This window comes from Nocardioides ferulae (assembly GCF_003660455.1).
Classification (GTDB): Bacteria; Actinomycetota; Actinomycetes; order Propionibacteriales; family Nocardioidaceae; genus Nocardioides; species Nocardioides ferulae.
The window spans coordinates 1-24,953 of record NZ_QZVR01000035.1 but is presented as its reverse complement, the minus strand read 5'-3'; the positions used below and the strand labels follow the sequence as shown (position 1 = coordinate 24,953).

The window sequence follows — 24,953 nt, the reverse complement described above, 5'->3', positions numbered from 1 at the left end:
CGGGACCGACCAACACGTCAGCCCGTACCTGCACCTACACATGAGGTCGTACGCGGACAGGCGTCGACGAGTGGTCGGTCGCGGAGCTCGGAGCGCGGAAGAACGCGATCGTCCTTAGCCTTCTCGCCGAGCGCGAGTTCCGGGGTGTTCCCCGGAACCCAAGCGTTGCTGGGACGGTCGCGAGACGGCCACGTCCCAACCGGCCTGGTCACGGCCAACTGCCACGCGACGGCCCTCGTGGCTGCCACGGGCACGACCTTCGCCGGCCTCCGCATCTCGGACCGGGAACTCACGCTGCCCCGTGCCTGCCCCCCGAGATCCAGGCGGTGGCATTCAGGGTCCACTACCATGGCCACCACGTCACGATCTACGTCGTTGACGGCGGCGTCCAGTTCGACGCACACGACTGCGTGACCTCGCATCCTTTGTGCGTGGGCACCAGCGGCACCGACACGGTGCTCCAGCCCGGAGCCTCTCGACACCTGCCCAGACTCGCCTGGGACCGGGCGGAAGCGCCTTCTGGCGTCCCCAGACCTCATTGACCGCCGAAACTGTGTCGACGCGTCGGACGCAACATGACGAGGGCGATGATGGCGGCGAGGAGCGCGATGACAGCGTTGAGGGTGAGAGCGGTAGAGAAGCCCCGCACGAACGCTTGGTGGTGCGCGTCGCTGATCGTGCGGGCGAAGGCTGCGCCTGGGCCGAAGGAAGCGAGGATGGCTCCCATGATCGCGATTCCCAGGGTGAGCCCGGTGGTTTGGAAGGTGCTGAACACAACGGCGGCGGAACCGTGGCCTTCGGTGTCGGTTGATCCCATTGCAGTCGCGGTGGTCGGCGCCGTGACCATTCCGATCGCCAAGCCGGCCAGGGTCAGCCAGGGCACTAGGCTGCTGATGCTTGAGTCCACGCGCAGATCCGATAAACCCAAGAGCGCTCCGGCGAGCAGCAGCATTCCTATCGAGACTGGGATTCGTGGCCCGATCCGATCCGCGAGCCGGCCGGCGAACGGTCCGACGACGACAATGGTGACGGTCAGCGGCAGCAGTCCGCTGCCCGCTTCGAGTGCCGAGTAGTTGAGTACGGTTTGCAGGTACAGAGCAAGGAAGAAGAAGAGGCTGCACATGACCGAGGTGGCGAGCAAGATCTGGATGTTCGCCCCGGCGAAGGCGCGATCTTTGAACAGTGAGAGTTGAAGTAGTGGTTCGGCTGTCAGCCGTTCGTGTCGAATGAAGAGGGCGAGGCAGAGGCCGGCGCCGACGAAGAGGGCGACGGTGCGGAGCGAGACCCATCCGGCGCTGTTGGCCTGGGTGAGCCCCAGGACCAATGCAAGCAGACCCGCGCCCGAGATGACCGCGCCTACGGCGTCCAGGCGAAGCGAGGGCCGTGGCGCGTGATCTTCGCGGAGGACGACGCGCGCCAGGAGCCACACACCCACGCCGACGGGAGTGTTGATCAGGAAGATCCAGCGCCAGCCGAGGGAGTCGTTGATGATTGCGCCAACCAGCGGACCCAGACCGAGCGCGCTGGCTGAGACTCCGGCCCAGATGCCGAGCGCCGTGGCACGCTGGCTGCGCGGGAACACGTCCGCGATGATCGCCAGCGCGGTCGGAGTCACGAGTGCGGCGCCGAAGCCCTGGACGGCACGCATAGCGATCAGCAGCGCTCCCGAAGACGCGAGCCCAGCACCCAGCGAAGAGAGCGTGAAGACCGCAAGTCCCGTGAGGTAGACCCGTCGCCGACCGAAGCGATCGGCAAGCTGCCCGGCGAGGAGGATGAAGGCTGCGATCGTCAGCGTGTAGACGTTGACAACCCACTGCAGCCCCTCGAGGTTCAGGCCGAGTCGACGCTGGATCGTGGGTTGGGCAACGGCGACAGCCGTGTCGTCGAGCAACAACAGGAACGTCACCACCGTCAACCCAGCCAACGTGAGCCAACGACGGCTTGCGCGGTCCATCACTTCGGCACGGGCCGGACGGGTGGCTCGCTCCGGAGGTACGTGCGTGACCCGTGGTGTGGTGTTGTCCATGTCGTTCGTCCGTCTCGGCCGTCGGCCTAGTCGGGCCAGGCGCCGCGGACAGGGTCCCTCGCGGGGTAGCCAAGGCAGCAACAGCGGAAACGACTGTGGGAAGTATTCATGTCACTCCTGGGTGCTTGGCTGTCGTGGAACTGATCAAGCCTCAGACTCAGATCCGGACCCGGGGGAGGATCTCCCGGGCACCGACGATCCCCCTGGCCGCAGACGTCAGAGGTGAGGTTGGTGCTGACGTGGCTCGCTGCCTGACTCACCGGGGTGGTCGCTGCCACGCAAAGAGTGGTCGTGTCCGCCGCCACCGTGGCCGCCGTGCCCTCCCATGGTGATCATCATGAGCGGACAGGCCAGCAAGACGGCGTACAGCAGTGCGCTCGACAGCGGCACGCCGACAAGCGTTAGGACGCCGAAGATGCCTGCGCCTCCAAGCAGCATGTACTTCAGGTGGTTGCCGTTCATCGTGGCCATCTCCTCGACTCGCCGACGCTTTCCGTCGGCCCGAATTTTCTCTTGAGACAAGACTGACCCCTGGACATGGATGTTGGGTCTCGCGAGCGGTGAAGGTTCGCTGAAGCACTCAGCGCGGTCGGCTGGGCTCGTTCGGGGCACATGGTTGTCCATGTCGCCCGCAGTTCGGCAGGAGTGCGCACGGTGTACCCCTCGTCACGCAGCTGCGCTGCTACGGCATCGGGGTCCGCGGTCGTGACCAGCACCGCTCCGGTGGTGCCGGTAGCCCGCAGCATCTGGTCCATCCCGGCCGTGGTGGTGAACAGCAGGGGGGTCATGAACAGTGCGGTGTCGTCGGTGAGGCCGACCACCCGCATCGGGTGTCCGAGAATGGGCAGCCGATCGCCGATGGCAAAGTCGTGTTGTTCGGCCCACAAGGCATCGATGGCCACCTCGTCGGGGGCGTCGGGGGCACGGCCATCGGTGAAGGCCCAGGGGCCACCGAGCCCGCTGCCGGGTTCGTAGGCGACCGCGGCCACGGCAGCCTTGCCGTGCGACAGCTCGAGGATCTGATACATCGTGCGCAGCGGCGCGGCTCGTGTCACGCCAGGGGCCTGGGCGATGGCGTCCACGGCCGGCGCCGGCAGAGCGCCGGGGTCGGCGAAGAGGTTGCGCGTTCCGGCCGGGACGACGACCAGGTCGGCACCGAGGTGGTCGTCGTAGGTGGTGACGCGGTCCTGGACGCCGACCCAGAGTCCGGCCAGCAGCAGCATGAGCATCAGGGCGAGCCCGATCCCGGCGGCTCCGGCGGCGGTGCGCACCGGACGCGTCGTGAGAAACCGGCGGGTGACCGGGACCGAGGCTTCAACCCTGGCCTTCATGTCGGCTCACTTCCGTTTGCCGAGCGTGGCTCGACGTTCGTGCTACTTGTGGCCGTGACCGCCGTGCCCGCCGTGTCCGCCGGGCATGGCGAACATCATGGCCGCCATCATCGCGGTGCACAGCAGGGCGGTGACGATGATGCCGGAACCTGCAACGCCGGTGAGGAAGAGCAGACCGGCGATGGCGAGCATCGGGATGCAGCAGACGATCATCATCAGCCCGTGACCACCGTGCGCTCCGTGGGCGCCGCCGTCTGGCTCCTGTCCGGCGTGGTGGGTCTCGGTCGGTGTCGAGGACTCTGGCTGGTAGGGCAATTGCCGAGAGTTCCTGAGGGATTCGCGGTCCATGCCGTTCGGCGTGCTCATGACGTCCTACCCTTCAGGGATGCGGGCACGTGGCCGAGCTTGGCGTAGAGCGGGCAGTGTCCGAGCGCTCCGGTGACGACCAGGTCGAGGCCTGCCAGTACGAGTAGCAGCTCGAGGACGACCGCCAAGGTGGAGGCGGCGCCGCCCAGCAGGAACGCGCCGGCGATCGCGGCGAGACCGCCGATGGCAACGCGAGCCACGCGTTCGGCGGGGGTGATGTTGATGCTCCAACGGTTGCTCATGACTTCCTCCAACCTCGGTGGACCGCTGGTCTCCTCGGTCCACTTCGAGGGTCTCGCCGCGAGGTGAAGGTGACCGGCGCCGCCTTGTGAAGGTTCGCTGAAGAACCACGTGGCACCGAAGTGCTCGGAGGGCTGAAGGGCGGCGAGACACCGCGGCGGGCACAGGTCAGGTGGGAGGGAGGGTGGGCTCGTTGAGGTCCAGGTGGCTCGCGCAGCAGTCAGGCAGCTCTTCTCGCAGCAGGTCCAGGGTTCGGGTCGCCTTCTCGAGGAAGTCGCCGGTGGATTCGATGACGTGGCGATGGGGGTGCCGCTGCCAGGCCTCAAGGATACGGGCGTCGACATCGGCCGCACTGAGCGCCGACTCGATCCGCAGCGGGTTCTGGTGGTTGTACCCCTGGTCGGCGGTGGGCGTGCGCAGATGCAGCACTGTGTCGTACCGACGCAGCTCGGTGTCCATCGTGGTGGCCGTCGAGGCCCAGAAGTCATCCGGTGGCCCGGGCCAGTACGCGATCCCGTCGACCGTGCCGCGGTCGCACAGCACGATTGCCGGATTGTGAGCGTCCCCGGTCGCCTCGAGTTCCTTCTGAACGTGGAAGATCGCCCGTTGCGCCGCGCGTCGACACTCCGCGTCGTCGTCGCGTGGGAACCCGCCACCGAAAACGACCCCTGCCGACTCCGGCAGGATCCTGACGTGTCGGCACAGCGAGCGGCGTACGAGTTCCAGGACGGCCGTCTTGCCCGCACCCGGCCCGCCGGTGAGCACAACCCGGCGGGGTACATGTGGCTGGTCGCACTCGCACTCGGCCATGACGCGCCTCCTTACGGGACGGGGAGGCGATCCGCAGCGTTGTGGCCGAGCCCCCACTTCTCCATCAGCGCGAGGACAGCGAGTCCCTCGTCGTGGATCTGCGCGTGGCGCAGCACCTGCCAGTGTGCGTGGAGATAGGCCTGGAGGTACTCCACGACGTGGTTCATGGGCACGGTCGTCCACGGACCATGAGGTTCTACATGGCCCGGTGTGCCGCCGAAGGCCACCACCCGGATCTCATGCCCGGCCCTGGTGGCTGCGCGGCCATGGTCGAGCAACCGACGCGAGACGTCTCGGGCCTCCTCGGCGGGGCAGCACCCGAACCGCGCGAGCGCGACCTCTAGTGTCGCCGTGTCGCGCAGAGCAGGGTTCAGTCGCGCACGACCTTCTTTGACCTCGCCGACGATCATGTCGGCTCGGCCAGTCGGCGCGCCGAGGGCCGGGTCGACCTCGGAGCTCAGGCGCTGGGGCACGGTTCCTGAGCGCCCGTGGATCAGGTCGTGGCCGGCACCGGGAAGGCGATAGGCCAGGACGTCGAGATCGGTGACGGTGCGCACCTGGCCGGCGCGCAGACTCTCCAGGACCGGGTGCTCGACGACGGTGAAGTAGCCATTGACGTGCAGGTAGGCCTGCACCAGGGCCACTGCGGTGTCCATGGGGACCTCCTCGGTGACTCGTGCCGTTGTCGTGAGGGCTCGTCAGTCGTGGTGGCCCTCGTGCTCGTCAGGGTCGGGGGTCTGCACGGGGGTGCGGTCCCGGTCCGGACTCGGATCGTCGTTGCTGATGGCCGGGCCGATGACGAACGCCGAGAGCGAGAACATCAGCGCGAACACACCCAGAGCGAGGGCGGGGGCCTTCCAGGAGCCGAAGCGCCGGTAGAGGCGCCGAAGCAGGGGCAGGGAGAACACCAATCCCAGCACGGCGAACAGGACGTTGCCGGTGGCGCCGGTCACCAGTACCGCTCCGCCGAGGAGCCCGACGTGGTGCAGCAGGTGGGGAAGGAGGCCCATGATGCCGCCCACCACAGCGGTCACCGCACTCCAAGCGGTGGCCAGGACGCCCCGCCTCTGCGAAGTCTGGTTGGGGGTGCTTTCGGCGCGGGACTCGTCGAGGCGGTCGTCCGCTACCTCCCCGGCGGCAGCGTGGTGGTCGGACATCGTCACTCCTGTGCCTGGTAGGAAAGCGTGGACATCATGCCGGTCTCGGCGTGGTAGATGTTGTGGCAGTGGGTCGCCCACTGTCCTGGGTTATCGGCTTCGAGGTCGACGTCGAGGGTCGCCATGGGGCGCACGATGACCGTGTCCTTGCGGGCTCCGCCGCCCCTCAGCGCGAAGGTGTGGCCGTGCACGTGCATGGGGTGGAACATCATCGACTGGTTGACGAAGCGCAGCCGGACCCGCTCACCCTGAATCAACCGCAACGGGTCGGTGTCGGGGAAGGTCTTGCCGTTGATGGTCCAGCGGTAGGGCGCCATGGTGCCGCCCAGGACCAGGTCGTGGGTTCGGTCGGCCGACCGTCGGTCCAGGCGGGCCGACTCGACCGCCGACAGCGCCGTGCCGAGCAGTACCTTGCCCGACAGCTCGCGGACCTTGACGTCAGCCGCGGGCGGGCGACCGGCGCCGGTGCGGATCACAGCCAGCGCCTGGCCCTGTTTGCCCTCGGCCGAGGCAACCAACTCGAACACGCCGTCGCCGAAGGTGACGGTGGCGTCGAAGCGCTCGCCCATCCCGATCAGTAGCGCGTCGGTGGGCACCGGCACGACGGGGAAGCCGTCGCTGTGCGTGACGGTCATGCGGTGCCCACCGACGGCGACCCGGAACGCCGTGTCCGAGCCGGCGTTTACGAAGCGGATCCGAACGCGTTGACCCGGCTTCGCCGACAGCGTCGCCGGATCGGCGGCTGTCCGGCCGTTGAGCAGGTAGTACGGGTAGGTGATATCCCCGGCACCACCGAGCAGGGGCGACCGCATGACCTCCATCCCACCCATAGAGCCCATCGAGCCGTGGTCCATCCCCTCCATGCCCGTGCCGCCCATGTCGTGCATGCCGCCCATGGAGTCGTCGCCGCCGGCTTGCTGCAGGTCGGACAGGACCTGGTCCGGGGTGCGGCCCGTCCCGTCGACCCAGTCGTCCAGGACGACGATCCACTCGGCGTCGTACTCACCGGGCTCCTGAGGGTCGTCGACGACCAGGACGCCGTACAGGCCGCGGTCCAGCTGAACTCCGGAGTGCGGGTGGTAGAAGTACGTGCCCGGGTGAGGTGCGGTGAACTCGTAGCGGAACGTCTCTCCCGCGGCGATCGGATCTTGGGTGAGTCCGGGCACGCCGTCCATGTCGTTGCGCAGTGCGAGGCCGTGCCAGTGCACGCTCGTGGCGTCCGGGAGCTGGTTGGCGACGTCGACCCGGAGCACGTCTCCGGCGTCGACGCGGAGCAGCGGTCCCGGCGCGGTGTCGCCGTACGCCCACGTGCTCACGGTCTGGCCACCCAGGTCGAGGGTCACCGGCTGGGCCGTGAGGCGCGCGGTGACCACCCGAGCTCCGGGCTTCCGGCGCGCCGCCTCCGCCGCTGCTACCGCGTCGGCGGCGGGGCCGACCGCTGTGCCAGTGGACCGATTGCAAGCGGCGAGGCCGCCGAGGGCGGCCACGCCTGCGAGCCCGGCGGCCCCGCGAAGGACGGCGCGACGAGTGATCTCGGACAAGTGGGGGCTCCTGACTCAGGTTCGGCGAGAGGCGAGATGTGCGAGGCGGGAAGGGGCGAGCGGCTAGTGCACCGAGGCACGCAGCACACTGCTGCGGGCGTGGTACTCGTCTTCGTCGATCTCGCCTCGGGCGAACCGCTCGTCGAGGATCTGCATCGGGTCGCGGCGGTCCGGGGTGGACCCACCGGGGCGCTGCGTGCGGAACAGGGCGAGAACGGCAAAGACCACCAACGCCCAGAACGCGACCATGGCCACGGTCATGATGATCCAACCGCCCCAACCCATGCCGTCGTGGTACCAGCCCATCATCGTCCTCAGCTCCTTCGCTTGGCTTGGTGACTCCCACGATTGCCCGGACACCACTGTGTCCCGGTCGCGTTCATGTGAAGGTTCGCTGAAGAACGTGCCCTCGCCGGTGCTGACCTACGGCTGGCCGGGCAGCGGACTGAGACCATGGCGGGTATGGGCGAGGACGTCATGGACGAGAAGGCCGGCTCACCGGCAGGGGGTACCGCGGGTGGCCGCCCCCGAACCGGTCTCCGGGCGATGGTGGTCGAAGACGAGACGCAGCTGGCCGGACTCATCGGCAGCTACCTCGAGCGCGACGGCTTCGAGGTGGCGGTGGTTCATGACGGGCTCGAGGCGGTGGAGGCCGCCCGCGCCGTCGACCCGGACGTCGTGGTGCTGGACCTGGGTCTGCCCAGCCTGGACGGAATGGAGGTCTGTCGGCAGCTGCGCACCTTCTCCGATGCCTACGTGGTGATGCTGACCGCACGCAGCGAAGAGGTCGACACGCTCATCGGGCTCTCGGTGGGGGCTGATGACTACCTGACCAAACCGTTCAGCCCCCGAATCCTGATGGCCCGGATCCAGGCCATGCTTCGCAGGCCCCGTCCATCGGGAGCCTCGTCCGATGCCTTGGAAGGTGCTCGCACCTTCGGTGCCCTGGTCATCGATCCGTTGGGACGCGACGTATGGCTCGAGGAGGAGCCAGTGGCGCTGACGCGCACCGAGTTCGACCTCCTCGCCGCCCTGTCCGAGCGACCCAGGATGGCGTTCAGTCGGCGTCAGCTCATCGACGCCGTCTGGGGACCCTCGTGGGTCGGTGACGAGCACCTGGTCGACGTGCACGTCGGCCACCTGCGCCGCAAGCTGGACGACGACGCCACTCAGGCCCGATTCATCCGGACCGTCCGTGGCGTCGGCTACCGGATGGGCACAGGGCAGTGACCAGCCCCCCACTCCTGGCGGACACGGTCCGTGCCCGGCCGCGGTTCGCCACTCGGCTCCTGGTCGCCCAGGCCCTGGTGCTGGTGGCCGGCGCCCTGACCACTTGGTTGGTCGCCTCCGTCGTCGGACCCAGCATCTTCAGCGACCACCTCCAGCAGGCCGGCGACACCCACACCGCCGAGGAGACTCGTCACGTGGAGGAGGCCTTCGCCTCGGCGCTGGTCCTTTCGGTCTCTCTGGCGCTGCTCGCCTCGGTCCTCGCGGCGTTGGCGGTCTCGTGGTACTTCAGCCGCCGGGTGCAGCGCTCGATCGGCAACGTGGCCGCCGCCGCAGCGGACATCGCCGCCGGACGGTACGACGCCCGGGTGCCCGACCCGGGACTGGGCGGCGAGTTCGCCTCCCTCGCCCTGACCTACAACCGCCTCGCGGAGAGGCTCGAGGCGACCGAGTCGACTCGACGCAGCATGCTGGCCGACCTGGCCCACGAGATGCGCACGCCCCTGGCCACGATCGACGCGCACCTCGAGGCCGTCGAGGACGGCATCCGAGCCCTGGACGACGACACGCTCGGAGTGATCCGCGGCTCGACGGGCCGCCTGCGGCGCCTCGCCGAGGACATGTCCGCAGTCTCCCAGGCAGAGGAGGGGATCATCGTGACGCTGCGACCAGTGGCCGCCGCTGACGTGGCTGCCGCGGCCGCCGACGTCGCCCGCGACCGGTACGCCGCCAAGAGGGTAGACCTGCGCACCGAGCTCGCCGATGCCGGCCAGGTCCGCGTCGACGCCGACCGGTTCGGACAGGTGCTCGGCAACCTGCTCGACAACGCCCTGCGCCACACTCCGGCGGGCGGGACCGTGACCCTGGGCTGCCGACGGATCGACCAGTGGGTGGAGTACCGCGTCGCCGACACCGGCCAGGGGGTGGCGCCCGAGCACCTGCCGCACCTGTTCGACCGGTTCTACCGTGCCGACTCCGCCCGCGACCGTGGCCATGGCGGCTCAGGCATCGGGCTGGCCATCGCCCGCGCCCTCGTCGAGGCACATGGCGGCGGCATCTCGGTGACCAGCGCCGGACCCGGGCATGGGGCCACGTTCACGGTACGGCTACCCGGCCTCCGGTAGGGCCTTCGGGCCCGGACATCCGGGGCCAACCGCCGGGCATCTTCAGCGAACCTTCACACAACCTCGCCACTTTTCCCCGAGCACCCCGTCGACGCTGGACCGTGTCGAACCAGCGCGCACGAGGGGAAGCCATGTCATCACCCACGCCGGCATTCAAGCCGCTCCGGATCACCGTCGTGGACAGCGAGGCCTGCCACTTCTGCGAGGACGCGCACCGGGCGCTTGCGACGCTGGCAGCCAGCTACCCGCTCGCGGTCGACACCCTAGCTGTGCGCAGCGAGGCCGGGCAGGCGCTGATGGCACGCCACCGCGCGCCGATGAGCCCCCTGGTCCTCCTCGACGGCACCTTCTTCAGCAGCGGACGCCTGCCACGACGCAAGCTGGAGAAGCTCCTCAAGAGCAGGTACGGCGACGCACCGAGCACCGCCTCCGCGACGAGGGGGGCCAACCATGGGTGACCTGCTGACAACCGGCTCGGTCCTCGCCGCTTTCTTCGCCGGAGGCGTCGCCCTGTTCGCACCGTGTTGCATCGTCTTCCTCGCCCCGTCCTATCTGGCGGTGGCCGTGAAGAACCGGCGGTGGCGACTGCTGCCGCTGACCTTCGTGTTCGCCGCCGGCCTCGCGCTCGTGCTCGTGCCGATCACGCTCGGCATGAGCCTGGTGGCCTCGACCATCGCGAACTACCACGCACCGCTGTACTACGCCGGCGGAGCATTGATGCTCGCGTTGGCGGGGCTCAGCCTGTCCGGTCGGATGGTCAGCCTGCCGTCCTTCCTGCGAGCCCCCGACACCACTCGCGGGGACTCGGCCAGCTTCTTCGCCCTCGGCGTCTTCTCCGGAATCGCCAGCTCCTGCTGCGCCCCGGTGCTCGCCGGGGTGATGACCCTGTCCGCCCTGTCAGGCTCCGCCATCGGTGGAGTGACGCTGGGACTGGCCTACACCTTCGGCATGGTGTTCCCGCTGTTCGTGATGGCCCTGCTCTGGGACCGCTTCCGGCTCGGCGAGCGGCGCTTCCTGCAGGCCAGGCCGGTCCGGCTGCGGCTGGCCGGCAAGGTGCTGGCCACCAACACCATCAACATCGCGGTCGCCGTCGCGTTCGCTGTGATGGGTGGCTTCGTCATCTACCTGGCCAACACCGGCCAGATGACCGGTGGCCCCGGATTCCAGGTCTCCATCGGCAAGGGGCTGTCCGAGGTCTTCGCCCGCATCGAGACCTGGACCGACCCGGTCCCCGAGCCCGTGCTCGGACTCGCCGTGCTGGCCCTCGCCGCAGTCTTCGTCATCGCCACCCTCCGAGACCGACACCGACCGGACGCATCGACCGACGCGGACCCCGACGAGCATCCCGCCTGCCACGGCCCGGGCGTCGGCGCCCACCCCGACAACCACAGCTGACCCGGACCCTGGAGGAAACATCATGTCGCACAAGGCCGCCGAGCTATCCCGTAACGAACGCCGTCAGCGCGCGGAACAGGCCGCGCGGGCATCCGGTCGTCGTCGCCGCCTGCGCATCATGATCGGCACGGCCAGTGCATTGGCTCTGGTCGCCGCGGTGACAGCCATGATGCTCACCTCGCGCCCCGAGTCCTCCGACGCGATCCGCACCGCCCCCGAATTCACCCTCACCGACACCGGCGGCTCCGAACACACCCTGGCTCAACACCGCGGCGAGAACGTGCTCCTGTACTTCTCCGAGGGCGCCGGGTGCCAGTCCTGCATCGTCCAGATGGGCGAGATCGAGAAGCAAGCGGCAGCCTTCGAGAAGCTCGACGTCACCGTGCTGCCGATCGTGATGAACACCCGCGAGCAGATCACCGCCGACATGACCGCCAACGGAGTCACCACACCGTTCCTGCTCGACGACGGCACGGTCTCCGAGGCCTACGGAACCCTCGGCAAAGGCATGCATGCCGGACTGCCCGGGCACAGCTTCGTGCTCATCGACAGGCAGGGCCGACAGCGCTGGTACGGCGAATACCCCTCCATGTGGCTGGCGCCCCAGGACCTGCTCGACGAGGTCCGCAGCAACCTCAGCGCCTGACCACCGAGGCAGAGTACCGACCTCGATGAAGGTTCGATGAAGGTCTCTTCGACCACCTTGTGGTGGTACCCCATGGGGGTATAATCAAGTCCGAAGCCAGACACCCCGTCCGGGTACAGGCAGAGGAGGGTCGCGATGGCAGTCGAACCGGGATACATCACCGAGAAGCAGGCAGTGCTGACCCGGCTGCGCCGCATCGAGGGCCAGGTTCGCGGCCTGCAGCGCCTGGTGGACGAGGAGCAGTACTGCATCGACATCCTCACCCAGGTCTCGGCGGCGACGAAGGCCCTCGAAGGCGTGGCGCTCGTTCTCCTCGACCAGCACCTCGAGCACTGCCTGACCCACGCCACCGACCCCGCCGAGGCCCAACAGAAGCTCAACGAGGCCTCCGCAGCGATCCGACGACTCGTCCGCTCATGACCGACCCGACCAACCAAGGAGCACCCATGCCCGCCCCACACACCAGCCACGAACTCCAGTTGGCCGACAGCCCCCCGAACGGCGGTGGCTGCGGCTGCGGAGGATGCGGCTGCGGCGCCAACACCGAGACCGGTAGTTCCACCGGCACCACCATCGAATCGACCGCCACCGCCGCAACGAAGGGAAACGAAATGACCACGACCAGCTACGACGTGACGGGGATGACCTGCGGCCACTGCGCCAGCGCCGTCACCAGCGAGCTCAAGAGCCTGGACGGCGTCAGCGACGTCTCCGTCGACCTCGTCGCCGGCGGGACCTCGTCGGTCACCGTGACCAGCGCCCAGCCCCTCGATCGGGCGCAGGTCGCCGCAGCCCTCGACGAGGCCGGCGACTACCACCTCGCCTGACGGGCCAGGCCCCTCACGTCCGAAGCGCGATCCATCCCCCAGGAGGCACAGTCATGACCCAGCAGACCACCGCGTCCGACACCGTCAACGACATCGAGCTCGCCATCGTTGGGATGACGTGCGCCTCCTGCGCCGCGCGGATCGAGAAGAAGCTGAACAAGCTCGACGGCGTCACCGCCACGGTCAACTACGCCACCGAGAAGGCCAAGGTCAGCTACCCGACAAACCTCAGCCCCGACGACCTCGTCACGGTGGTGGAGGCCACCGGCTACACCGCGACTGTGCCGGCCCGGGCGCCCAGCGGTGACGAGGGCGTGGCCACCACCGAGCCGGACGATCGGGACCGCGAGGCCGCGGGGTGGTGGCAGCGCCTGGTGGTATCGGCCGTGCTGACGGTGCCGGTGCTGGCCATGTCGATGATCCCGGCGCTGCAGTTCGACAACTGGCAGTGGATCTCGCTGACCCTGGCCTCACCCGTCGTGGTCTGGGGTGCCTGGCCGTTCCACCGAGCCGCGGTGACCAACGCCCGTCACGGCGCCGCCACCATGGACACCCTGATCTCGGTCGGCGTCACCGCCGCCTGGCTGTGGTCGCTGTGGGCACTGCTGTTCACCCACGCCGGGATGACCGGGATGCGGATGCCGTTCGACCTCTTCCCCGACGGCGAGGCGGACGTCCACATCTACCTCGAAGTGGCGGCCGCGGTCACCACCTTCATCATCGCCGGCCGCTACTTCGAGGCCCGCGCCAAGCGCCAGTCCGGTGCGGCGTTGCGCGCCCTGCTCGACATGGGCGCCAAGGACGTCGCCGTCCTCCGTGACGGCGCAGAGGTGCGCGTGCCCGTGGGCCAGCTGGCGGTCGGGGACCGGTTCATCGTGCGTCCGGGGGAGAAGGTCGCCACCGACGGTGTCGTCGAGGACGGCACGTCGGCCGTCGACGCCTCCATGCTCACCGGAGAGCCAGTTCCCGTCGAGGTCGGGCCCGGCGACGCCGTCGTCGGTGCCACAGTCAACGCCGGCGGTCGCCTGGTCGTCCGGGCCACCCGCGTCGGAGCCGACACCCAGCTGGCCCAGATGGCCCGCCTGGTCGAGGACGCCCAGAACGGCAAGGCCGAAGTCCAACGCCTCGCCGACCGAGTCTCGGCAGTCTTCGTCCCCATCGTCATCGCCCTCTCCCTGGCCACGCTCGCCGGGTGGCTGCTGAGCGGCCACAGTGTCACCGCCGCGTTCACCGCCGCAGTGGCGGTCCTGATCATCGCCTGCCCCTGCGCCCTCGGGCTGGCCACGCCCACCGCCCTGCTCGTCGGCACCGGCCGCGGCGCCCAGCTCGGCGTACTCATCAAGGGCCCCGAGGTGCTCGAGTCCACCCGGGTGGTCGACACCATCGTCCTGGACAAGACCGGCACCGTGACCACCGGACGGATGGAGCTCGTCGAGGTCGTCCCCGCCGACGGCGTCGACCCTGCTGACCTGCTCCGACTGGTCGGGGCCCTCGAGAACGCCTCGGAACATCCGATCGGTCAGGCCATCGCCACCGGTGCCACCCAACGACTCGACAGGCATCTGCCTGACGTCGAGGGATTCACCTCAACCCAAGGCCTCGGGGTCGCCGGCGTGGTCGACGGCCACGCGGTCGTGGCGGGTCGACCCTCCTGGCTCGCCGGAGAGTGGAGCCAGCCACTGGACGCGCACCTGACGCAGGTGATCGACACCGCCGAGCAGCAAGGCCGGACCGTGATCGCCGCCGGCTGGGACGGATCGGCGCGCGGTGTGGTCGTGGTCTCGGATGCGATCAAGCCCACCAGCGCCCAGGCCGTGGCCGAGCTGAAGGAGCTGGGGCTGGAGCCGGTGCTGCTCACCGGCGACAACGAACGCGCCGCCCGGGCCGTCGCCGCAGAGGTCGGCATCGCGGAAGTCATCGCCGAGGTCCTCCCAGCCGACAAGGTGGCCGTCGTAGAGCGCCTGCAACGCGAGGGCCGCACCGTCGCCATGGTGGGAGACGGCGTGAACGACGCCGCCGCCCTGGCCACCTCGCATCTGGGGATCGCTATGGGCACCGGCACCGACGTCGCCATCGAGGCCTCCGACCTCACCCTGGTCCGCGGCGATCTCCGCGCCGCCGTCGACGCGATCCGGCTGTCCCGGCGCACCTTGCGCACGATCAAGGGCAACCTGTTCTGGGCCTTCGCCTACAACGTCGCGGCACTGCCCCTGGCCGCGCTCGGCTTGCTCAACCCGCTGATCGCCGGCGCCGCGATGGCGTTCTCCTCGGTGTTCGTGGTGTCCAACAGCCTGCGGCTGCGTCGGTTCCAGGCCGTCTCCACGCAATCGACCGAGGCGCCACACCTCGAGCACGACTCGACCAGGACCAACCCTTCCAAGGTGGAGGCAGGACGATGACCACCCACCAGCACCCCGCCGGCCGCCACGACGCGGACGCGCACCGTGACGGCGCCGCCACCGCTGTCCTCGAGGTCTCCGGCGTTCAATGGGCGACCAGCAAGAACGTCGCGGAGGCGGTGCTGTCACGCCAGCTTGGCGTGCTCTCCGTCGACGCCAACCCGGTCGCGCAGACCGCCACCGTCACCTACGACCCGAAGCGCACCAGCATCAGCGAGCTGCGGGACTGGGTCCGCGAGTGCGGCTTCCACTGCGCGGGACAGTCCGTTCCCAGCCACGTGTGCGACCCCATGCTCGAACCAGGTCCTGACCACCCCGTCGACCACGCTCGGCCGGTCACGGACGGCGCGCACGACGCGCACGCCGGGCATCACGGTCACGCCGGAGCTACCGGTCCGGAGTCGCCCGTCTCGTCACCGCACGACGCGATGGGCCACGGCGGTCACGGGGAGATGTCGATGGCCGACATGGTCCGCGACATGCGCAACCGGTTCCTGGTCGCCGTGCTGCTTGCCGTACCCGTCTCGCTGTACTCGCCGATGGGGCGCGACATGCTCGGCTTCGACGCCGCCACGCCGTTCGGCATGCGCGACGACGTCTTCACCCTGATCCTGTCGCTGCCGGTCATCTTCTACTCCGCGTGGATCTTCTTCGACGGCGCCTGGCGGGCCCTGCGAGCCCGGACCCTGGACATGATGGTGCTGGTGGCCGTGGCCGTCGGCGCCGGCTGGCTCTACTCCCTCGGGGTCACACTCACCGGCGGCGGCGAGGTCTTCTACGAGGCCGCGGTCATGCTCACCGCATTCGTGCTGCTCGGCCACTGGTTCGAGATGCGGGCCCGAGGCGGTGCCAACGACGCCATCCGCGCCTTGTTGGACCTGGCCCCTCCGATGGCGGTCGTGCTCCGCGCGGGTGAACCCGTCGAGGTCCCGACCTCCGAGGTCCAGGTCGACGACCTGCTCCTGGTTCGCCCCGGCGCGAAGATCGCCACCGACGGCACCGTGGAAGAAGGCGAGTCCGAAGTCGACGAGTCCATGGTCACCGGCGAGAGCCTCCCGGTGCACAAGGCGCCGGGCGACCAGGTCATCGGCGCCACCGTCAACGCCAGCGGCACGCTTCGCGTGCGCGCCACAAAGGTGGGCTCCGACACCGCCCTGGCCCAGATCGTCGCCCTGGTGCAGCAGGCACAGAACTCCAAGGCCCCTGGACAGCGGCTCGCCGACAAGGCCGCGTTCTGGCTGGTCCTCGTCGCCCTCGTCGGAGGCGTCGGCACCTTCCTGGTCTGGCTCGCGGCCGGCGCCAGCGTGCAGACCGCCCTGCTGTTCGCCATCACCGTCGTCGTCATCACTTGCCCCGACGCCCTCGGTCTGGCCACGCCGACAGCGATCATGGTCGGCTCCGGTCTCGGGGCGAAGCGCGGAATCCTGTTCAAGAACGCGACGGCGATCGAGTCCTCCGCCCGCATCGACACCGTCGTGTTCGACAAGACCGGCACCCTGACCAAGGGAGAGCCCGAGGTCACCGAGGTTGTGGTCGACGACTTCGATCACGACCGGGTGCTGGCCCTGGCTGGCGCACTCGAGCGGGAGTCCGAGCACCCGCTCGCAGACGCCGTCGTGCGGTACGTCGACGCGACCGATGTCCCGCGGCTGCGGGCCACCGGGTTCCGCAACGTCACCGGCATAGGCGCCCTCGCCGAGGTCGACGGCCACCAGGTGGCGATCGGCAACCGACGCCTGATGGAGTCCGAAGGCGTCACGATCGGTGAGCTCGGCGCGCGGCGCGACGAGATCGCCGCCGGAGGCCGCACAGCGGTGTTCGTCGCCGTCGACGGCCGAGCCGTCGCCGTGATCGGCATTGCCGACGCGGTACGTGAGACCTCGGCTGCCGCGATCGCGGCGCTCCACCAGGCGGGCATCAGGGTGGCCATGCTGACCGGCGACAACCGCGCCACTGCCGAGCGGATCGCCGAGGAACTGGGAATCGACGACGTCATCGCCGAGGTGCTGCCCGAGGACAAGGCGCACCAGGTTCAGCAGCTGCAGGCGCAGGGCCGCACCGTGGCAATGGTGGGCGACGGCGTCAACGACTCGCCCTCGCTCGTGCAGGCAGACGTCGGGATCGCAGTCGGCGCGGGCACTGACGTCGCGATCGAAGCCGCGGACGTCGTCCTCATGCGGTCCGACCCGCTGGACGTGCCGGTGGCGCTGACGATCGGCCGGGGCACGCTGCGCAAGATGCGCCAGAACCTCGGCTGGGCGGTGGGCTACAACGCGATCGCGCTCCCCATCGCGGCAGGCGTGTTCGAGCCCGCCTTCGGCTTGGTGCTGAGGCCGGAGGTCGCGGCTTTGTCGATGTCGGGGTCCAGCTTCTTGGTGGCGGTCAACGCGCTGTTGCTGAAGCGCCTTCGGCTGCCGGTTCAGCCGGTCGCCTCGTCGGATTCAACGGCTTCGATGGGAGCTGTGGAGCACGCGGGGCATGAGTAGGGGTGTCATCGCCAAGGTCCTTGGGTTGGGATTCAGCATCTGCTCGGGGCCGTGAGGGCCAGGCTCCTCTATGGACCCCCGCACGTCTCCGGTCCGACCAGAAGGTGGATCAGTGCCCGACGAGGTCCACGCGGGCGGGCCACGGGTTTGGTTTGCAGCCCTCCAAACCCTTGGTCTGTTGCAGCATCACTGGCGCGATCTCGCCAGGTCCGGGACAGCCGACGTGGGGATAGCCCAAGGCGTGGCCCGTCTCGTGGTTGATGACGTAGCGTCGATATGCCACAAGGTCACCGGCGTAGCCGTCTGCACCGAACTGCCACCGCCAGGCGTTGAGGACGACGTCGTCACCGTTGCGGCAGGACAGCCGTCCGTCGGTGTCGAGTGGTGCACAGAGTTGATCGGCCGTCTCCGGGGTGGCCAGGACGATGCGGAGGTCGGCATGGCCTTCGACGCGGACGAGCGTGTGTCGCGTCGCCCAGCCGCGCTGATCAGACAGGGTGGCTTCGACCAGCCGCGCCACATCCACGGTGCTGAAGGGCAGGCCCTGCTCGACCTCGACCCGGTAGGTCACCCCGTCCTGCGGCCCGAGCAGTGATGCGGCGGCGACTTCGAAGGTGCCGGGGCCGCGTTCCGGAATTTGAGTGGCGGGGGTGGGGGGCCCACTCGGATCTGGGTCACGATCTCGACCGTCCGCGACCTCACCGTCTGGTCGCTCGCCCTTGAGAGTCGGGTCAGGGTGCGGCGCGGACGGTGGCGGGGACGCAACTATAGTGCGGCGGCCCGCCTCCCCGGTGTTCGTTGCGCCGGGGATGAGGAACGCGGCGGGCACAGCCACGGCGGCGGTCGTTGCCAGCACCGCCAGGCCGGTGAGCCCTCTCGTGGCACGCCGCGGCGCGCGATGGGAACCCGCGCGTCGATGCGTGGCTCTGCGGTTACTCATCGTCCCTGGACGATCACAGGACGCGGGTCCATGTGTCGCCGTCATCGGTGGACCGGTAGACGGCCGTTTCGGTCGCGGCGAACCAGCCCTGGGCGCTGATGGTGAATGCGGCCGGTTGGCCCTCGATTGAGCCGACCTCGCGCCAGGTTCGGCCGGTGTCGGTGCTGACCCGGACGACGCCGTCGGGGTCGATACCGGCCAGGTTCCCGTCCGGAGTGGTGTCGAGGTACATCGTGCTCGGACCGCCGAGTTCTCGGGTCTCCCCGGAGATGGCGTCGATGCTGTGGAGTTGGCCGTTGCCGTCGGTCGCGATCAGCTCGACGCTCCCATTGACCGTCGCGACGCTGATCAGCGGACCTTGGAACACCTCGTCGAAGTTCTTCCGGTCCACGGTTCGCAGCAGGCGGCCGGAGGTCGCGTCGTATGCGTAGAGGGCGTCGCCGGCGGGTTCGAGGATGTGAAAGTCCGCCTCGCCTTGGAGAGCCAGCGGCGTCCAGCTCTCTCCGGCATCGGTCGACTCGATCAGTCCCAGGTGTGCGGGCAGGTCCTCGCGCAAGTCCGGGTGCCCGCTCCCGAGGAAGTGGCCAGGACCCACGACCGTGAACGCCATCGTGTCCTGGTAGCGGTCGGCAACCCGGCTGGGCTCTCCATCGCTCTTGACGCGGAAGAGCCCAAAGTGGGTGGCGACGTAGAGGCTGTCGTCGGCCGGGTCGACGCCGAGACCATGGATGTGGCCGAGGCCGGGGTCCTCACTGGGCGGTGCAGTCGTGGAGGTGTCTTGGGAGCAGGCTCCGGTGAGGAGAGCGGCGCCGACGAGGACGGCAGCTAGGGGAAGGTTGGATCGTTTCAAGGCGGTGGCTCCGAGGTGTCTGGTGGTGCCGGGCAGCGGAGTAACTCCGTCCTGCCCGGCACCGGGATCGAGATCAGGGCTTCAGCAGGTTCTGCATCGTCTGGATCTCCTCCGCCTGCGTCGTCTCGATCTCCTTGGCCATGTCGACGGCCTCGGGGAACTCGCCCTCGGACTGCTCGATCTTGGCCATCTCGATCGCACCCTCGTGGTGCTCGATCATCATGGTGAGGAACATCTGGTCGAACTCCGCGCCGGAGGCCGCCTCGAGGTCGGCCATCTCGTCCTCGGTCATCATTCCGCCCATGTCCTCGGAGGACATGTCGCCGTGATCCATGCCCGACATGCCCTCAACCGGGACGTCCTCGCCCCAGGACTCCAGCCAGCCGGTCAGAGTCTCGATCTCGGGGCCTTGGGCTGCCTCGATGTCGGTGGCGAGGTCCTTGACCTCCTGGCTTTCAGCGCGTGACTCGGCAAGGTCGGCCATCTCGATGGCCTGCTGGTGGTGGGGGATCATCTCCTGGGCGAAGGTGACGTCGGCGTCGTTGTGCCCGCCAGCGGTGTCAGTGTCGTCTTCGTTGCCACAGGCGGCGAGGGTGAACAGCGAGGCCGTCACGACGGCGGTGATCAGCGACTTGCGCATGAGTGTTTCTCCATCTGTGTGATCAGTGTCTGGGGAGGCGAAAGCCCCGAGTCGCCCGGGTCGGGCGCTCGTGGCGGACGCCTGTCAGCAGCGGATCACACAGAGCATGCGGAGGCCTGGCGGGTCACGGTCTCGCCCGATGAGCCGCAAGGGCTGCCACGCGGGCAGCATGGTGCGGGCGATGCGGACGCCGCGACGTGCGAGCAGCAGGGCGATCCCCAGCAGTAGGAGGCCGGCCAGCACGGCTAGGCAGAGCCCAAGAAGCCCCGCACCGTTCTCGCCGACGGGCTCCTCAGAGCTCATTCCCGCTGGGTGGCCCGCGACGATCGGTTCGGGGGTATCCGGCTCATTGGCAGCCGGCCCGGAGTGGTCATGGCTGATGGCGCCGCTCGCGGCGATCATGGCGATTGCGCTCTGGGATGTGGCTCCCACGGAGTGAGCGCCGGTGTGGGAGCCCCAGCCGTGCATCGACAGAAGGCCGAACAGTGCGACGGCAGCCGCGACCAGCGCGTAGCGCGGCCCGCGTGTCCCGGTCGGTGCTCGGAGATCCTGCATGAGCTCGATCTTAGGCAGCCGCTGGTGCATGGTCGTGGGGCGGTTACGGTCGAGGTCACCATTCCAATCCGAAGGCGCAGGGAGATGGATCAGCACCGGATCTGCCGGGGCGGTGTTCCGATTGGGCCGGAGGAGATCCGAATCCGGCCTCATGGTGAAGCGCGGAGTCGACACAGGTCGAGATCTCATCCGCATACCCGTGCCGGAAGCTCCCGAACGCGCCGCCCTTCGGCTCGACCTGGGAACTCCCGACCCAGGTCGTGACTCCGGTCAGCCAGCCGCCGTACCGTGCGGCCGCCAACGCGCTGAGGAATTGCGTCACAAGCCTGGACCCACCGGAACGGCGCTTGGAGGTGTGGCCCACAGGGCGGCGTGGCGTGCAAGGGAACTACAACATTGAGCCCAAGTCGGACCCTACGGTGGGGTAGGCGGCTGTCGCGGACTTCAGTTGACGGGTGGTGAGGCCGACCTTGATGGCCAGGCCGAGAGTGTTGATCAGCTCCCCGTACTCGTGTCCTAGCAGGTGGGCTCCGACGACCTGGTCGGTTGACTGGTCGATGAGGATCTTCGTCGCAGCGGTGGTTGCGCCGATCCGGTAGTTGGAGTACCAGCCGCTGGTGTCGGAGTAGCGGATGGCGAGATCGATGCCCTCCTGGCGGGCTTCGGATTCCAGCATGCCGACGCGGGTGAGTTCAGGGATGGTGAAGACCGCCGTGGGCACGCCGGCGTAGTCCGGGGTCGTGGTGGTGCCCTTGATCATGTTGGAGGCGGCGACCTTGGCCTCCGAAACCGCGACCGGTGTGAGCGGCATCCCGGCGGTGTCAGCGGAGTCGCCTGCGGCCCAGACGGCCGGGTTGGTCGTGCTTTGGAGGTAGTCGGCGACGTGGATGCCGTGCTCGCCCCATTCGACCCCGGCGGCGTCGAGGCCGAGGTCTGCCAGGTCCGCGACTCGGCCGGCGCCGTGGACGACGAGGTCGGTCTCGATGGTCTCCTGGGCGCCGTCGTGCTCGAGTGCGACTCGGTAGCCGGTGTCGGACTGGTGCAGGTTCACGACGCTGGTGCGTCGGCGCAGGTCGATGCCGACTTCCCGGCCGTGGTCGACCAGGAGCTCGACGAGGTCGGGGTCGAAGCCCTTCAACGGACGCTCGCCGCGGTCGATAATGACTGCCGCGCTGCCAGCGCGCGCGGCGATGTGGGCGAACTCGAAAGAGATGAAGCCGCCTCCCACGAACAGGATCCGAGAAGGCAGTTCCTCGAGATCCAGGAAGTCGGTGCTGTCGATCAGATGCGTGTGGCCCGGAAACTCCAGGGGACGTGGTCGCGCACCGGTGGCGACCAGGAAGCGGTCGGCGTCGTAGGCGGTGCCGCCGATCTCGAGCTGACGCGGACCGGTGAACCTCGCTCGGCCGTGCAGGGTGGTGACGCCGCTGCGGGTCAGGCCGTCCTCCATGCTCTGGGGGACCGGGTCGGTGAAGCCGTGCTTGTGCTTCATCAAGTCCGCCCAGTTGATCGACAACCCGTCGCTGTCGATGCCCTTGCCGTACATCAAGCGGGCACTGTCGATGATCTCGGCGCCGCGACGCAGGATCTTCTTCGGGTCGCATCCCCGCAACGCACACGTGCCGCCGTAGGGGAGTGAGTCGACGATGGCCACCTCCCACCCTTGGGCTGCGCACTTGTTCGCGGCGGCGACCCCGGCCATGCCGGCGCCGATCACGATCAGGTCGAAGTGCTGGCTCATGCGGTGTTCTCCTTGACTGTCAGGTCGGTGGAGCTGTCAGCGTCCTGTTCGGGTGAGGTGTCCGCGTGCGCGGTCGGTCTCGGGCGATGGGTCGGACGATCGCGTCGCCGGCCTCGGACCCACCGTGCCCATCCGGCAGCGGCGAGCGCGAGCCCGAGCCCGATCAGCACCCAGCTCTGCAGGGACCAGCCAGCGATGGCGCCGGCGATCCCCAGCGACAACAGGACCGGCAGGCCGCAGCAGAGACCGATGGCGCCGGCCGTTGCCGCGATGGGGCCGATGGTGGTGATGCGGTCACGCATCGGCCAGGACCGCCCGTAGTTGCTCGAGGGTCGGTGCGCCTTGGAATCCGTCCGGCGTGCGGTAGCGGCGGCAGGCCAGGCCGACATCGGAGTCCGGCTCAGCGAAGACATCCACGCCGTCGACCTGGATGCTCGGTGAACCGTGGAAGCCGGTGCGCTCAGCCTCCGCCGGAGTCTCGACAAGATGGCGAGTCAAGCGGATGTCGCCGCGCTCCGACGCAACGACGCGGAGTCGTTCGTCCGCGATCTTCCAGTTCGGGCAGTCCTCGAAGTAGAGCAGCGTGATGTCCATGGCCGTCACGTTAAACCTTGATCCATGGTGCAAGGTCAAGGCGTAAAGTGAGACCATGCGCATTGGAGAGGCTGCCGAGGCGGCGGCCGTAGCGGCACAGACCATCCGCTTCTACGAGCGGCGTGGCCTGCTTCCCCAGCCGCCGCGGGGTCCCAACGGATACCGGGACTACGACGCCTCGGTCCTCAACCGGCTCGCATTTATCCGCAGCGGACAGGCGGCCGGTCTCACCCTGGTCGAGGTGGCCAGCATCCTCGAGCTGCGTCGAGACGGCGCCGTCCCGTGCTCGCACGTCCACTCCCTGCTCGTGACCAAGCGGGAAGACATCCGCGCCCGGCAACGCGAGCTCGCCGCGCTCGAAGCGGAGATTGAAGGGCTCATCAGCCGCAGTGACCGGCTCGATCCTGCTGACTGCACCGACACCAAGATCTGTCACATCATCGCGCCAGGCACGTGAGGCAAGGGTCGACGTTGTAGGTCGGGAATTTCGCAAGTGTCCATCATGGCGGCAGCGACGCCTGCATCCGGGGGACGTCGGTGATCGTCCCGTTGACGTCGACGGTGGGCTGCGCGCCAGTGTGCGAGCGGCCTAGCAGCTGTAGGGGCCGCAGGCATCCAGATGAAGCACTTCGTTCACTACTGCGCCGTTGCCTCGTACTGGTGTGCGCTGCGAGGTGCCTGGACGGGCAACCACCACTTGGCCGCCGCTCGACCAACCGCCGTTCGGCCGCACCAGTGGGTCCGACTGCGATTCGAGCCACGCCGCGCTTATGTCCCGAAAACGTCAGCGCAAGCCGTCTGATCTGAGCACATAGCGTCAAGAAGATCTGGATTCGGCGCGCTGGGTTTTGCGCGTCTGCGCAGGTCAGAGCACACATCGGCAAGTGCGGTCAAAGGATCCAGCGGCGGAACGCACACACGCTGGAGGTCCAGAGGTCGCAGGTTCAAATCCTGCCCCCGCTACAAGAAAAGTGGTCCGTGACCTGCGGAAACGCAGATCGCGGGCCACTTTGTCATTTGAGCCATTCCGGCTTGTGTCGCGCTTCGTGACCCAGGAACCCCTCGCGGACGCCTGGTCAGGGACGCGCCACGGCCTCCTCGGGACCGACCTCGTTCTGCCCCGAAGCCGTCCGGTCACCGGCCCTCTCGCGAGTGACGGACCTGCGTCACAGGCGGCGCATCGGATGGGCGGCCTGCACGGCGCCGCCTCGCGTTGAGCGCCGGTTGAAGATCCTGCCAGTCCTCAAGCACCTGATCGGGCGCTTCGAGGCCGAACTGGTAGAACAGATTCTGCGTCACTCGGATGTCGGTCTCGGTCGCGTTCTGCATGAAATGCGCCGTCGTGGCAGAAGCCATGGTTGTGAGGCGGTCTGCGCTCACGATGTGATCGCCTTGCAGGTCGCGCTTCCAATCACCTGAGATCAGCTGCCGACGTGTCATGAGGCGGCCCAAACTGCTGCCGTCGTTGCCGGCCCCGGGGGGCTCTTGCTCGAGGTCGCGCACCGTCGATGGGACGACGCCGGGATGGTGGTCACCCTCAGCCGGGGGGACAGTCCACCTGAGTACGACCGGCTCCTCCACGGGGAACGCCTCGGTGTGAAGTCTCTCGGCGACGGCACCGACCTGGTCGAGGCCGATCTGATGCGATGGGACGCCACCAAGGGGTGGGGCGGATCCACCATGGCGACGCCGGCTGAGCTCGATGACACGCTCGGCGGATCGGCGGAGGCCCTGCTCGTCGAAGCCGGCGGACTTGCGTTCGGCAAGAGAGCCGAGGTGTTCGGCGACACGAGCAGGCGGCGGAATCGGTTGTGCGCGACGTTCCCCGCGACCGAGCCGTTGGGGCCACTCGCGGTGTACGTGCTGACACGGATCCTTCCGATCGTGGAGGCATCGGCATGAGCGCCTGTCCGATCGCGGTGGAGCTGCCGTCGAATGCCTCGCCGGGTCAGATCATCGCCGCGACAGCCACCATGTTGCGCGCATTCGGCTGGGAGCTCGGAAGATGTCAAGCAGTCTGAGACACGTCTCGTTACGCGGTCTGTATGAGGGCCTCCG

The 24,953-nt window shown here is 68.6% G+C and carries 30 protein-coding genes; 12 read left to right on the top strand and 18 right to left on the bottom strand.

Translation table 11 applies throughout. The annotated features are described in order from the left end of the window. Positions 1-107: 107 nt before the first annotated feature. The gene (locus tag D6B71_RS23970) at positions 108-542 is read left to right on the top strand and encodes a glycosyl hydrolase family 65 domain-containing protein (RefSeq protein WP_121258946.1); all 435 of its coding nucleotides are present in this window, start codon (positions 108-110) and stop codon (positions 540-542) included. Here D6B71_RS23970 and D6B71_RS21975 read toward each other — a convergent pair. The 10 genes from D6B71_RS21975 to D6B71_RS21930 form a co-directional block, all read right to left on the bottom strand. After that, positions 536-2,026 (bottom strand): MFS transporter, encoded by a 1,491-nt coding sequence (locus D6B71_RS21975; protein ID WP_121258945.1) that lies wholly within the window; start codon positions 2,024-2,026, stop codon positions 536-538. The genes D6B71_RS23970 and D6B71_RS21975 overlap by 7 nt on opposite strands. 216 nt (positions 2,027-2,242) lie before the next feature. After that, entirely contained in the window at positions 2,243-2,488 is a 246-nt protein-coding gene (locus tag D6B71_RS21970) for a DUF2933 domain-containing protein (protein ID WP_121258950.1), read from the bottom strand. Continuing rightward, positions 2,485-3,357 carry an ABC transporter permease gene (locus D6B71_RS21965; RefSeq protein ID WP_121258944.1) on the bottom strand — a complete coding sequence of 291 codons (873 nt, stop codon included), beginning with the start codon at positions 3,355-3,357 and terminating at the stop codon, positions 2,485-2,487. The genes D6B71_RS21970 and D6B71_RS21965 overlap by 4 nt, the downstream gene beginning before the upstream one ends. Positions 3,358-3,399: 42 nt before the next feature. Next, a complete protein-coding gene (locus D6B71_RS21960) occupies positions 3,400-3,723 on the bottom strand; it encodes a hypothetical protein (protein ID WP_126688345.1) in 324 nt (107 codons plus the stop codon). After that, complete coding sequence (locus D6B71_RS21955; RefSeq protein ID WP_030485949.1) at positions 3,720-3,965, bottom strand: YgaP-like transmembrane domain; 246 nt, start codon at positions 3,963-3,965, stop codon at positions 3,720-3,722. Before D6B71_RS21955 ends, D6B71_RS21960 begins: the two co-directional genes overlap by 4 nt. Positions 3,966-4,131: 166 nt before the next feature. Further along, positions 4,132-4,773 carry an ATP/GTP-binding protein gene (locus tag D6B71_RS21950; RefSeq protein ID WP_121258942.1) on the bottom strand — a complete coding sequence of 214 codons (642 nt, stop codon included), beginning with the start codon at positions 4,771-4,773 and terminating at the stop codon, positions 4,132-4,134. 11 nt (positions 4,774-4,784) lie between these two features. Then, positions 4,785-5,429: a hypothetical protein gene (locus D6B71_RS21945; RefSeq protein WP_121258941.1), complete on the bottom strand. Its 645-nt coding sequence runs from the start codon at positions 5,427-5,429 to the stop codon at positions 4,785-4,787. Positions 5,430-5,471: 42 nt separating this feature from the next. Continuing rightward, a complete protein-coding gene (locus D6B71_RS21940; protein WP_126688343.1) occupies positions 5,472-5,807 on the bottom strand; it encodes a hypothetical protein in 336 nt (111 codons plus the stop codon). A 125-nt stretch (positions 5,808-5,932) separates the two neighbouring features. Further along, positions 5,933-7,471: a multicopper oxidase family protein gene (locus tag D6B71_RS21935; protein ID WP_121258939.1), complete on the bottom strand. Its 1,539-nt coding sequence runs from the start codon at positions 7,469-7,471 to the stop codon at positions 5,933-5,935. 63 nt (positions 7,472-7,534) lie between these two features. Then, positions 7,535-7,780: an SHOCT domain-containing protein gene (locus D6B71_RS21930; RefSeq protein WP_206051916.1), complete on the bottom strand. Its 246-nt coding sequence runs from the start codon at positions 7,778-7,780 to the stop codon at positions 7,535-7,537. Positions 7,781-7,933: 153 nt separating this feature from the next. Between D6B71_RS21930 and D6B71_RS21925 the strand changes: the two genes are divergently transcribed. The 9 genes from D6B71_RS21925 to D6B71_RS21885 all read left to right on the top strand — a co-directional run bounded on the left by D6B71_RS21925 (position 7,934) and on the right by D6B71_RS21885 (position 17,575). Then, positions 7,934-8,701, top strand: a complete 768-nt coding sequence (locus tag D6B71_RS21925) for a response regulator (RefSeq protein WP_425411798.1) — start codon at positions 7,934-7,936, stop codon at positions 8,699-8,701. Next, on the top strand, positions 8,698-9,822 hold the full coding sequence (locus D6B71_RS21920) for a sensor histidine kinase (protein WP_240641637.1): 1,125 nt from the start codon (positions 8,698-8,700) through the stop codon (positions 9,820-9,822). The genes D6B71_RS21925 and D6B71_RS21920 overlap by 4 nt, the downstream gene beginning before the upstream one ends. Positions 9,823-9,953: 131 nt before the next feature. Beyond that, positions 9,954-10,280, top strand: coding sequence for a glutaredoxin (locus D6B71_RS21915; RefSeq protein WP_121258938.1), 327 nt, complete (start codon positions 9,954-9,956; stop codon positions 10,278-10,280). Continuing rightward, entirely contained in the window at positions 10,273-11,217 is a 945-nt protein-coding gene (locus D6B71_RS21910; protein ID WP_121258937.1) for a cytochrome c biogenesis CcdA family protein, read from the top strand. Before D6B71_RS21915 ends, D6B71_RS21910 begins: the two co-directional genes overlap by 8 nt. A gap of 22 nt (positions 11,218-11,239) precedes the next feature. Beyond that, positions 11,240-11,863, top strand: coding sequence for a peroxiredoxin family protein (locus D6B71_RS21905; protein WP_121258936.1), 624 nt, complete (start codon positions 11,240-11,242; stop codon positions 11,861-11,863). Positions 11,864-11,998: 135 nt separating this feature from the next. After that, a complete protein-coding gene (locus tag D6B71_RS21900; protein WP_121258935.1) occupies positions 11,999-12,283 on the top strand; it encodes a metal-sensitive transcriptional regulator in 285 nt (94 codons plus the stop codon). A 191-nt stretch (positions 12,284-12,474) separates the two neighbouring features. Next, positions 12,475-12,690, top strand: coding sequence for a heavy-metal-associated domain-containing protein (locus D6B71_RS21895; protein WP_030485937.1), 216 nt, complete (start codon positions 12,475-12,477; stop codon positions 12,688-12,690). 53 nt (positions 12,691-12,743) lie between these two features. Beyond that, on the top strand, positions 12,744-15,089 hold the full coding sequence (locus tag D6B71_RS21890) for a heavy metal translocating P-type ATPase (RefSeq protein WP_121258934.1): 2,346 nt from the start codon (positions 12,744-12,746) through the stop codon (positions 15,087-15,089). Further along, on the top strand, positions 15,086-17,575 hold the full coding sequence (locus tag D6B71_RS21885; protein WP_121258933.1) for a heavy metal translocating P-type ATPase: 2,490 nt from the start codon (positions 15,086-15,088) through the stop codon (positions 17,573-17,575). The genes D6B71_RS21890 and D6B71_RS21885 overlap by 4 nt, the downstream gene beginning before the upstream one ends. A 109-nt stretch (positions 17,576-17,684) precedes the next feature. On the opposite strand, the gene D6B71_RS21880 is transcribed toward D6B71_RS21885, so the two are convergent. From D6B71_RS21880 to D6B71_RS21850, 7 genes are all read right to left on the bottom strand, one after another. After that, positions 17,685-18,515, bottom strand: a complete 831-nt coding sequence (locus D6B71_RS21880; RefSeq protein WP_240641636.1) for a DUF3152 domain-containing protein — start codon at positions 18,513-18,515, stop codon at positions 17,685-17,687. A gap of 13 nt (positions 18,516-18,528) precedes the next feature. Then, a complete protein-coding gene (locus tag D6B71_RS21875; protein ID WP_338036815.1) occupies positions 18,529-19,365 on the bottom strand; it encodes a F510_1955 family glycosylhydrolase in 837 nt (278 codons plus the stop codon). Between the two features lie 73 nt (positions 19,366-19,438). After that, entirely contained in the window at positions 19,439-20,005 is a 567-nt protein-coding gene (locus tag D6B71_RS21870) for a DUF305 domain-containing protein (RefSeq protein ID WP_121258931.1), read from the bottom strand. 84 nt (positions 20,006-20,089) lie between these two features. Next, positions 20,090-20,560 (bottom strand): hypothetical protein, encoded by a 471-nt coding sequence (locus D6B71_RS21865; protein WP_121258948.1) that lies wholly within the window; start codon positions 20,558-20,560, stop codon positions 20,090-20,092. Positions 20,561-20,948: 388 nt separating this feature from the next. Next, complete coding sequence (locus D6B71_RS21860; protein ID WP_121258930.1) at positions 20,949-22,301, bottom strand: dihydrolipoyl dehydrogenase family protein; 1,353 nt, start codon at positions 22,299-22,301, stop codon at positions 20,949-20,951. Then, positions 22,298-22,603, bottom strand: coding sequence for a hypothetical protein (locus tag D6B71_RS21855; RefSeq protein ID WP_121258929.1), 306 nt, complete (start codon positions 22,601-22,603; stop codon positions 22,298-22,300). The genes D6B71_RS21860 and D6B71_RS21855 overlap by 4 nt, the downstream gene beginning before the upstream one ends. Next, positions 22,596-22,895, bottom strand: a complete 300-nt coding sequence (locus tag D6B71_RS21850) for a DF family (seleno)protein (protein ID WP_121258947.1) — start codon at positions 22,893-22,895, stop codon at positions 22,596-22,598. The genes D6B71_RS21855 and D6B71_RS21850 overlap by 8 nt, the downstream gene beginning before the upstream one ends. A 55-nt stretch (positions 22,896-22,950) precedes the next feature. Between D6B71_RS21850 and D6B71_RS21845 the strand changes: the two genes are divergently transcribed. Continuing rightward, entirely contained in the window at positions 22,951-23,352 is a 402-nt protein-coding gene (locus D6B71_RS21845) for a heavy metal-responsive transcriptional regulator (RefSeq protein ID WP_121258928.1), read from the top strand. Between the two features lie 677 nt (positions 23,353-24,029). Here D6B71_RS21845 and D6B71_RS21840 read toward each other — a convergent pair. Continuing rightward, entirely contained in the window at positions 24,030-24,398 is a 369-nt protein-coding gene (locus D6B71_RS21840) for a hypothetical protein (RefSeq protein WP_121258927.1), read from the bottom strand. 21 nt (positions 24,399-24,419) lie between these two features. Between D6B71_RS21840 and D6B71_RS21835 the strand changes: the two genes are divergently transcribed. Next, complete coding sequence (locus tag D6B71_RS21835) at positions 24,420-24,797, top strand: hypothetical protein (RefSeq protein ID WP_121258926.1); 378 nt, start codon at positions 24,420-24,422, stop codon at positions 24,795-24,797. Positions 24,798-24,953 lie beyond the last annotated feature (156 nt).

What these genes read in the sequence shown, in the direction of transcription:
- D6B71_RS21950 (WP_121258942.1), bottom strand. Translation starts at nt 4,773, where the DNA reads ATGGCCGAGTGCGAGTGCGACCAGCCACATGTACCCCGCCGGGTTGTG.
- D6B71_RS21860 (WP_121258930.1), bottom strand. Translation starts at nt 22,301, where the DNA reads ATGAGCCAGCACTTCGACCTGATCGTGATCGGCGCCGGCATGGCCGGG.
- D6B71_RS21925 (WP_425411798.1), top strand. Translation starts at nt 7,934, where the DNA reads ATGGGCGAGGACGTCATGGACGAGAAGGCCGGCTCACCGGCAGGGGGT.
- D6B71_RS21885 (WP_121258933.1), top strand. Translation starts at nt 15,086, where the DNA reads ATGACCACCCACCAGCACCCCGCCGGCCGCCACGACGCGGACGCGCAC.
- D6B71_RS21870 (WP_121258931.1), bottom strand. Translation starts at nt 20,005, where the DNA reads ATGCGCAAGTCGCTGATCACCGCCGTCGTGACGGCCTCGCTGTTCACC.
- D6B71_RS21845 (WP_121258928.1), top strand. Translation starts at nt 22,951, where the DNA reads ATGCGCATTGGAGAGGCTGCCGAGGCGGCGGCCGTAGCGGCACAGACC.
- D6B71_RS21905 (WP_121258936.1), top strand. Translation starts at nt 11,240, where the DNA reads ATGTCGCACAAGGCCGCCGAGCTATCCCGTAACGAACGCCGTCAGCGC.
- D6B71_RS21865 (WP_121258948.1), bottom strand. Translation starts at nt 20,560, where the DNA reads ATGCAGGATCTCCGAGCACCGACCGGGACACGCGGGCCGCGCTACGCG.
- D6B71_RS21955 (WP_030485949.1), bottom strand. Translation starts at nt 3,965, where the DNA reads ATGAGCAACCGTTGGAGCATCAACATCACCCCCGCCGAACGCGTGGCT.
- D6B71_RS21930 (WP_206051916.1), bottom strand. Translation starts at nt 7,780, where the DNA reads ATGATGGGCTGGTACCACGACGGCATGGGTTGGGGCGGTTGGATCATC.
- D6B71_RS21975 (WP_121258945.1), bottom strand. Translation starts at nt 2,026, where the DNA reads ATGGACAACACCACACCACGGGTCACGCACGTACCTCCGGAGCGAGCC.
- D6B71_RS21880 (WP_240641636.1), bottom strand. Translation starts at nt 18,515, where the DNA reads ATGAGTAACCGCAGAGCCACGCATCGACGCGCGGGTTCCCATCGCGCG.
- D6B71_RS21900 (WP_121258935.1), top strand. Translation starts at nt 11,999, where the DNA reads ATGGCAGTCGAACCGGGATACATCACCGAGAAGCAGGCAGTGCTGACC.
- D6B71_RS21835 (WP_121258926.1), top strand. Translation starts at nt 24,420, where the DNA reads ATGGTGGTCACCCTCAGCCGGGGGGACAGTCCACCTGAGTACGACCGG.
- D6B71_RS21945 (WP_121258941.1), bottom strand. Translation starts at nt 5,429, where the DNA reads ATGGACACCGCAGTGGCCCTGGTGCAGGCCTACCTGCACGTCAATGGC.
- D6B71_RS21970 (WP_121258950.1), bottom strand. Translation starts at nt 2,488, where the DNA reads ATGAACGGCAACCACCTGAAGTACATGCTGCTTGGAGGCGCAGGCATC.
- D6B71_RS21910 (WP_121258937.1), top strand. Translation starts at nt 10,273, where the DNA reads ATGGGTGACCTGCTGACAACCGGCTCGGTCCTCGCCGCTTTCTTCGCC.
- D6B71_RS21855 (WP_121258929.1), bottom strand. Translation starts at nt 22,603, where the DNA reads ATGCGTGACCGCATCACCACCATCGGCCCCATCGCGGCAACGGCCGGC.
- D6B71_RS21960 (WP_126688345.1), bottom strand. Translation starts at nt 3,723, where the DNA reads ATGAGCACGCCGAACGGCATGGACCGCGAATCCCTCAGGAACTCTCGG.
- D6B71_RS21895 (WP_030485937.1), top strand. Translation starts at nt 12,475, where the DNA reads ATGACCACGACCAGCTACGACGTGACGGGGATGACCTGCGGCCACTGC.
- D6B71_RS21965 (WP_121258944.1), bottom strand. Translation starts at nt 3,357, where the DNA reads ATGAAGGCCAGGGTTGAAGCCTCGGTCCCGGTCACCCGCCGGTTTCTC.
- D6B71_RS21915 (WP_121258938.1), top strand. Translation starts at nt 9,954, where the DNA reads ATGTCATCACCCACGCCGGCATTCAAGCCGCTCCGGATCACCGTCGTG.
- D6B71_RS21850 (WP_121258947.1), bottom strand. Translation starts at nt 22,895, where the DNA reads ATGGACATCACGCTGCTCTACTTCGAGGACTGCCCGAACTGGAAGATC.
- D6B71_RS21890 (WP_121258934.1), top strand. Translation starts at nt 12,744, where the DNA reads ATGACCCAGCAGACCACCGCGTCCGACACCGTCAACGACATCGAGCTC.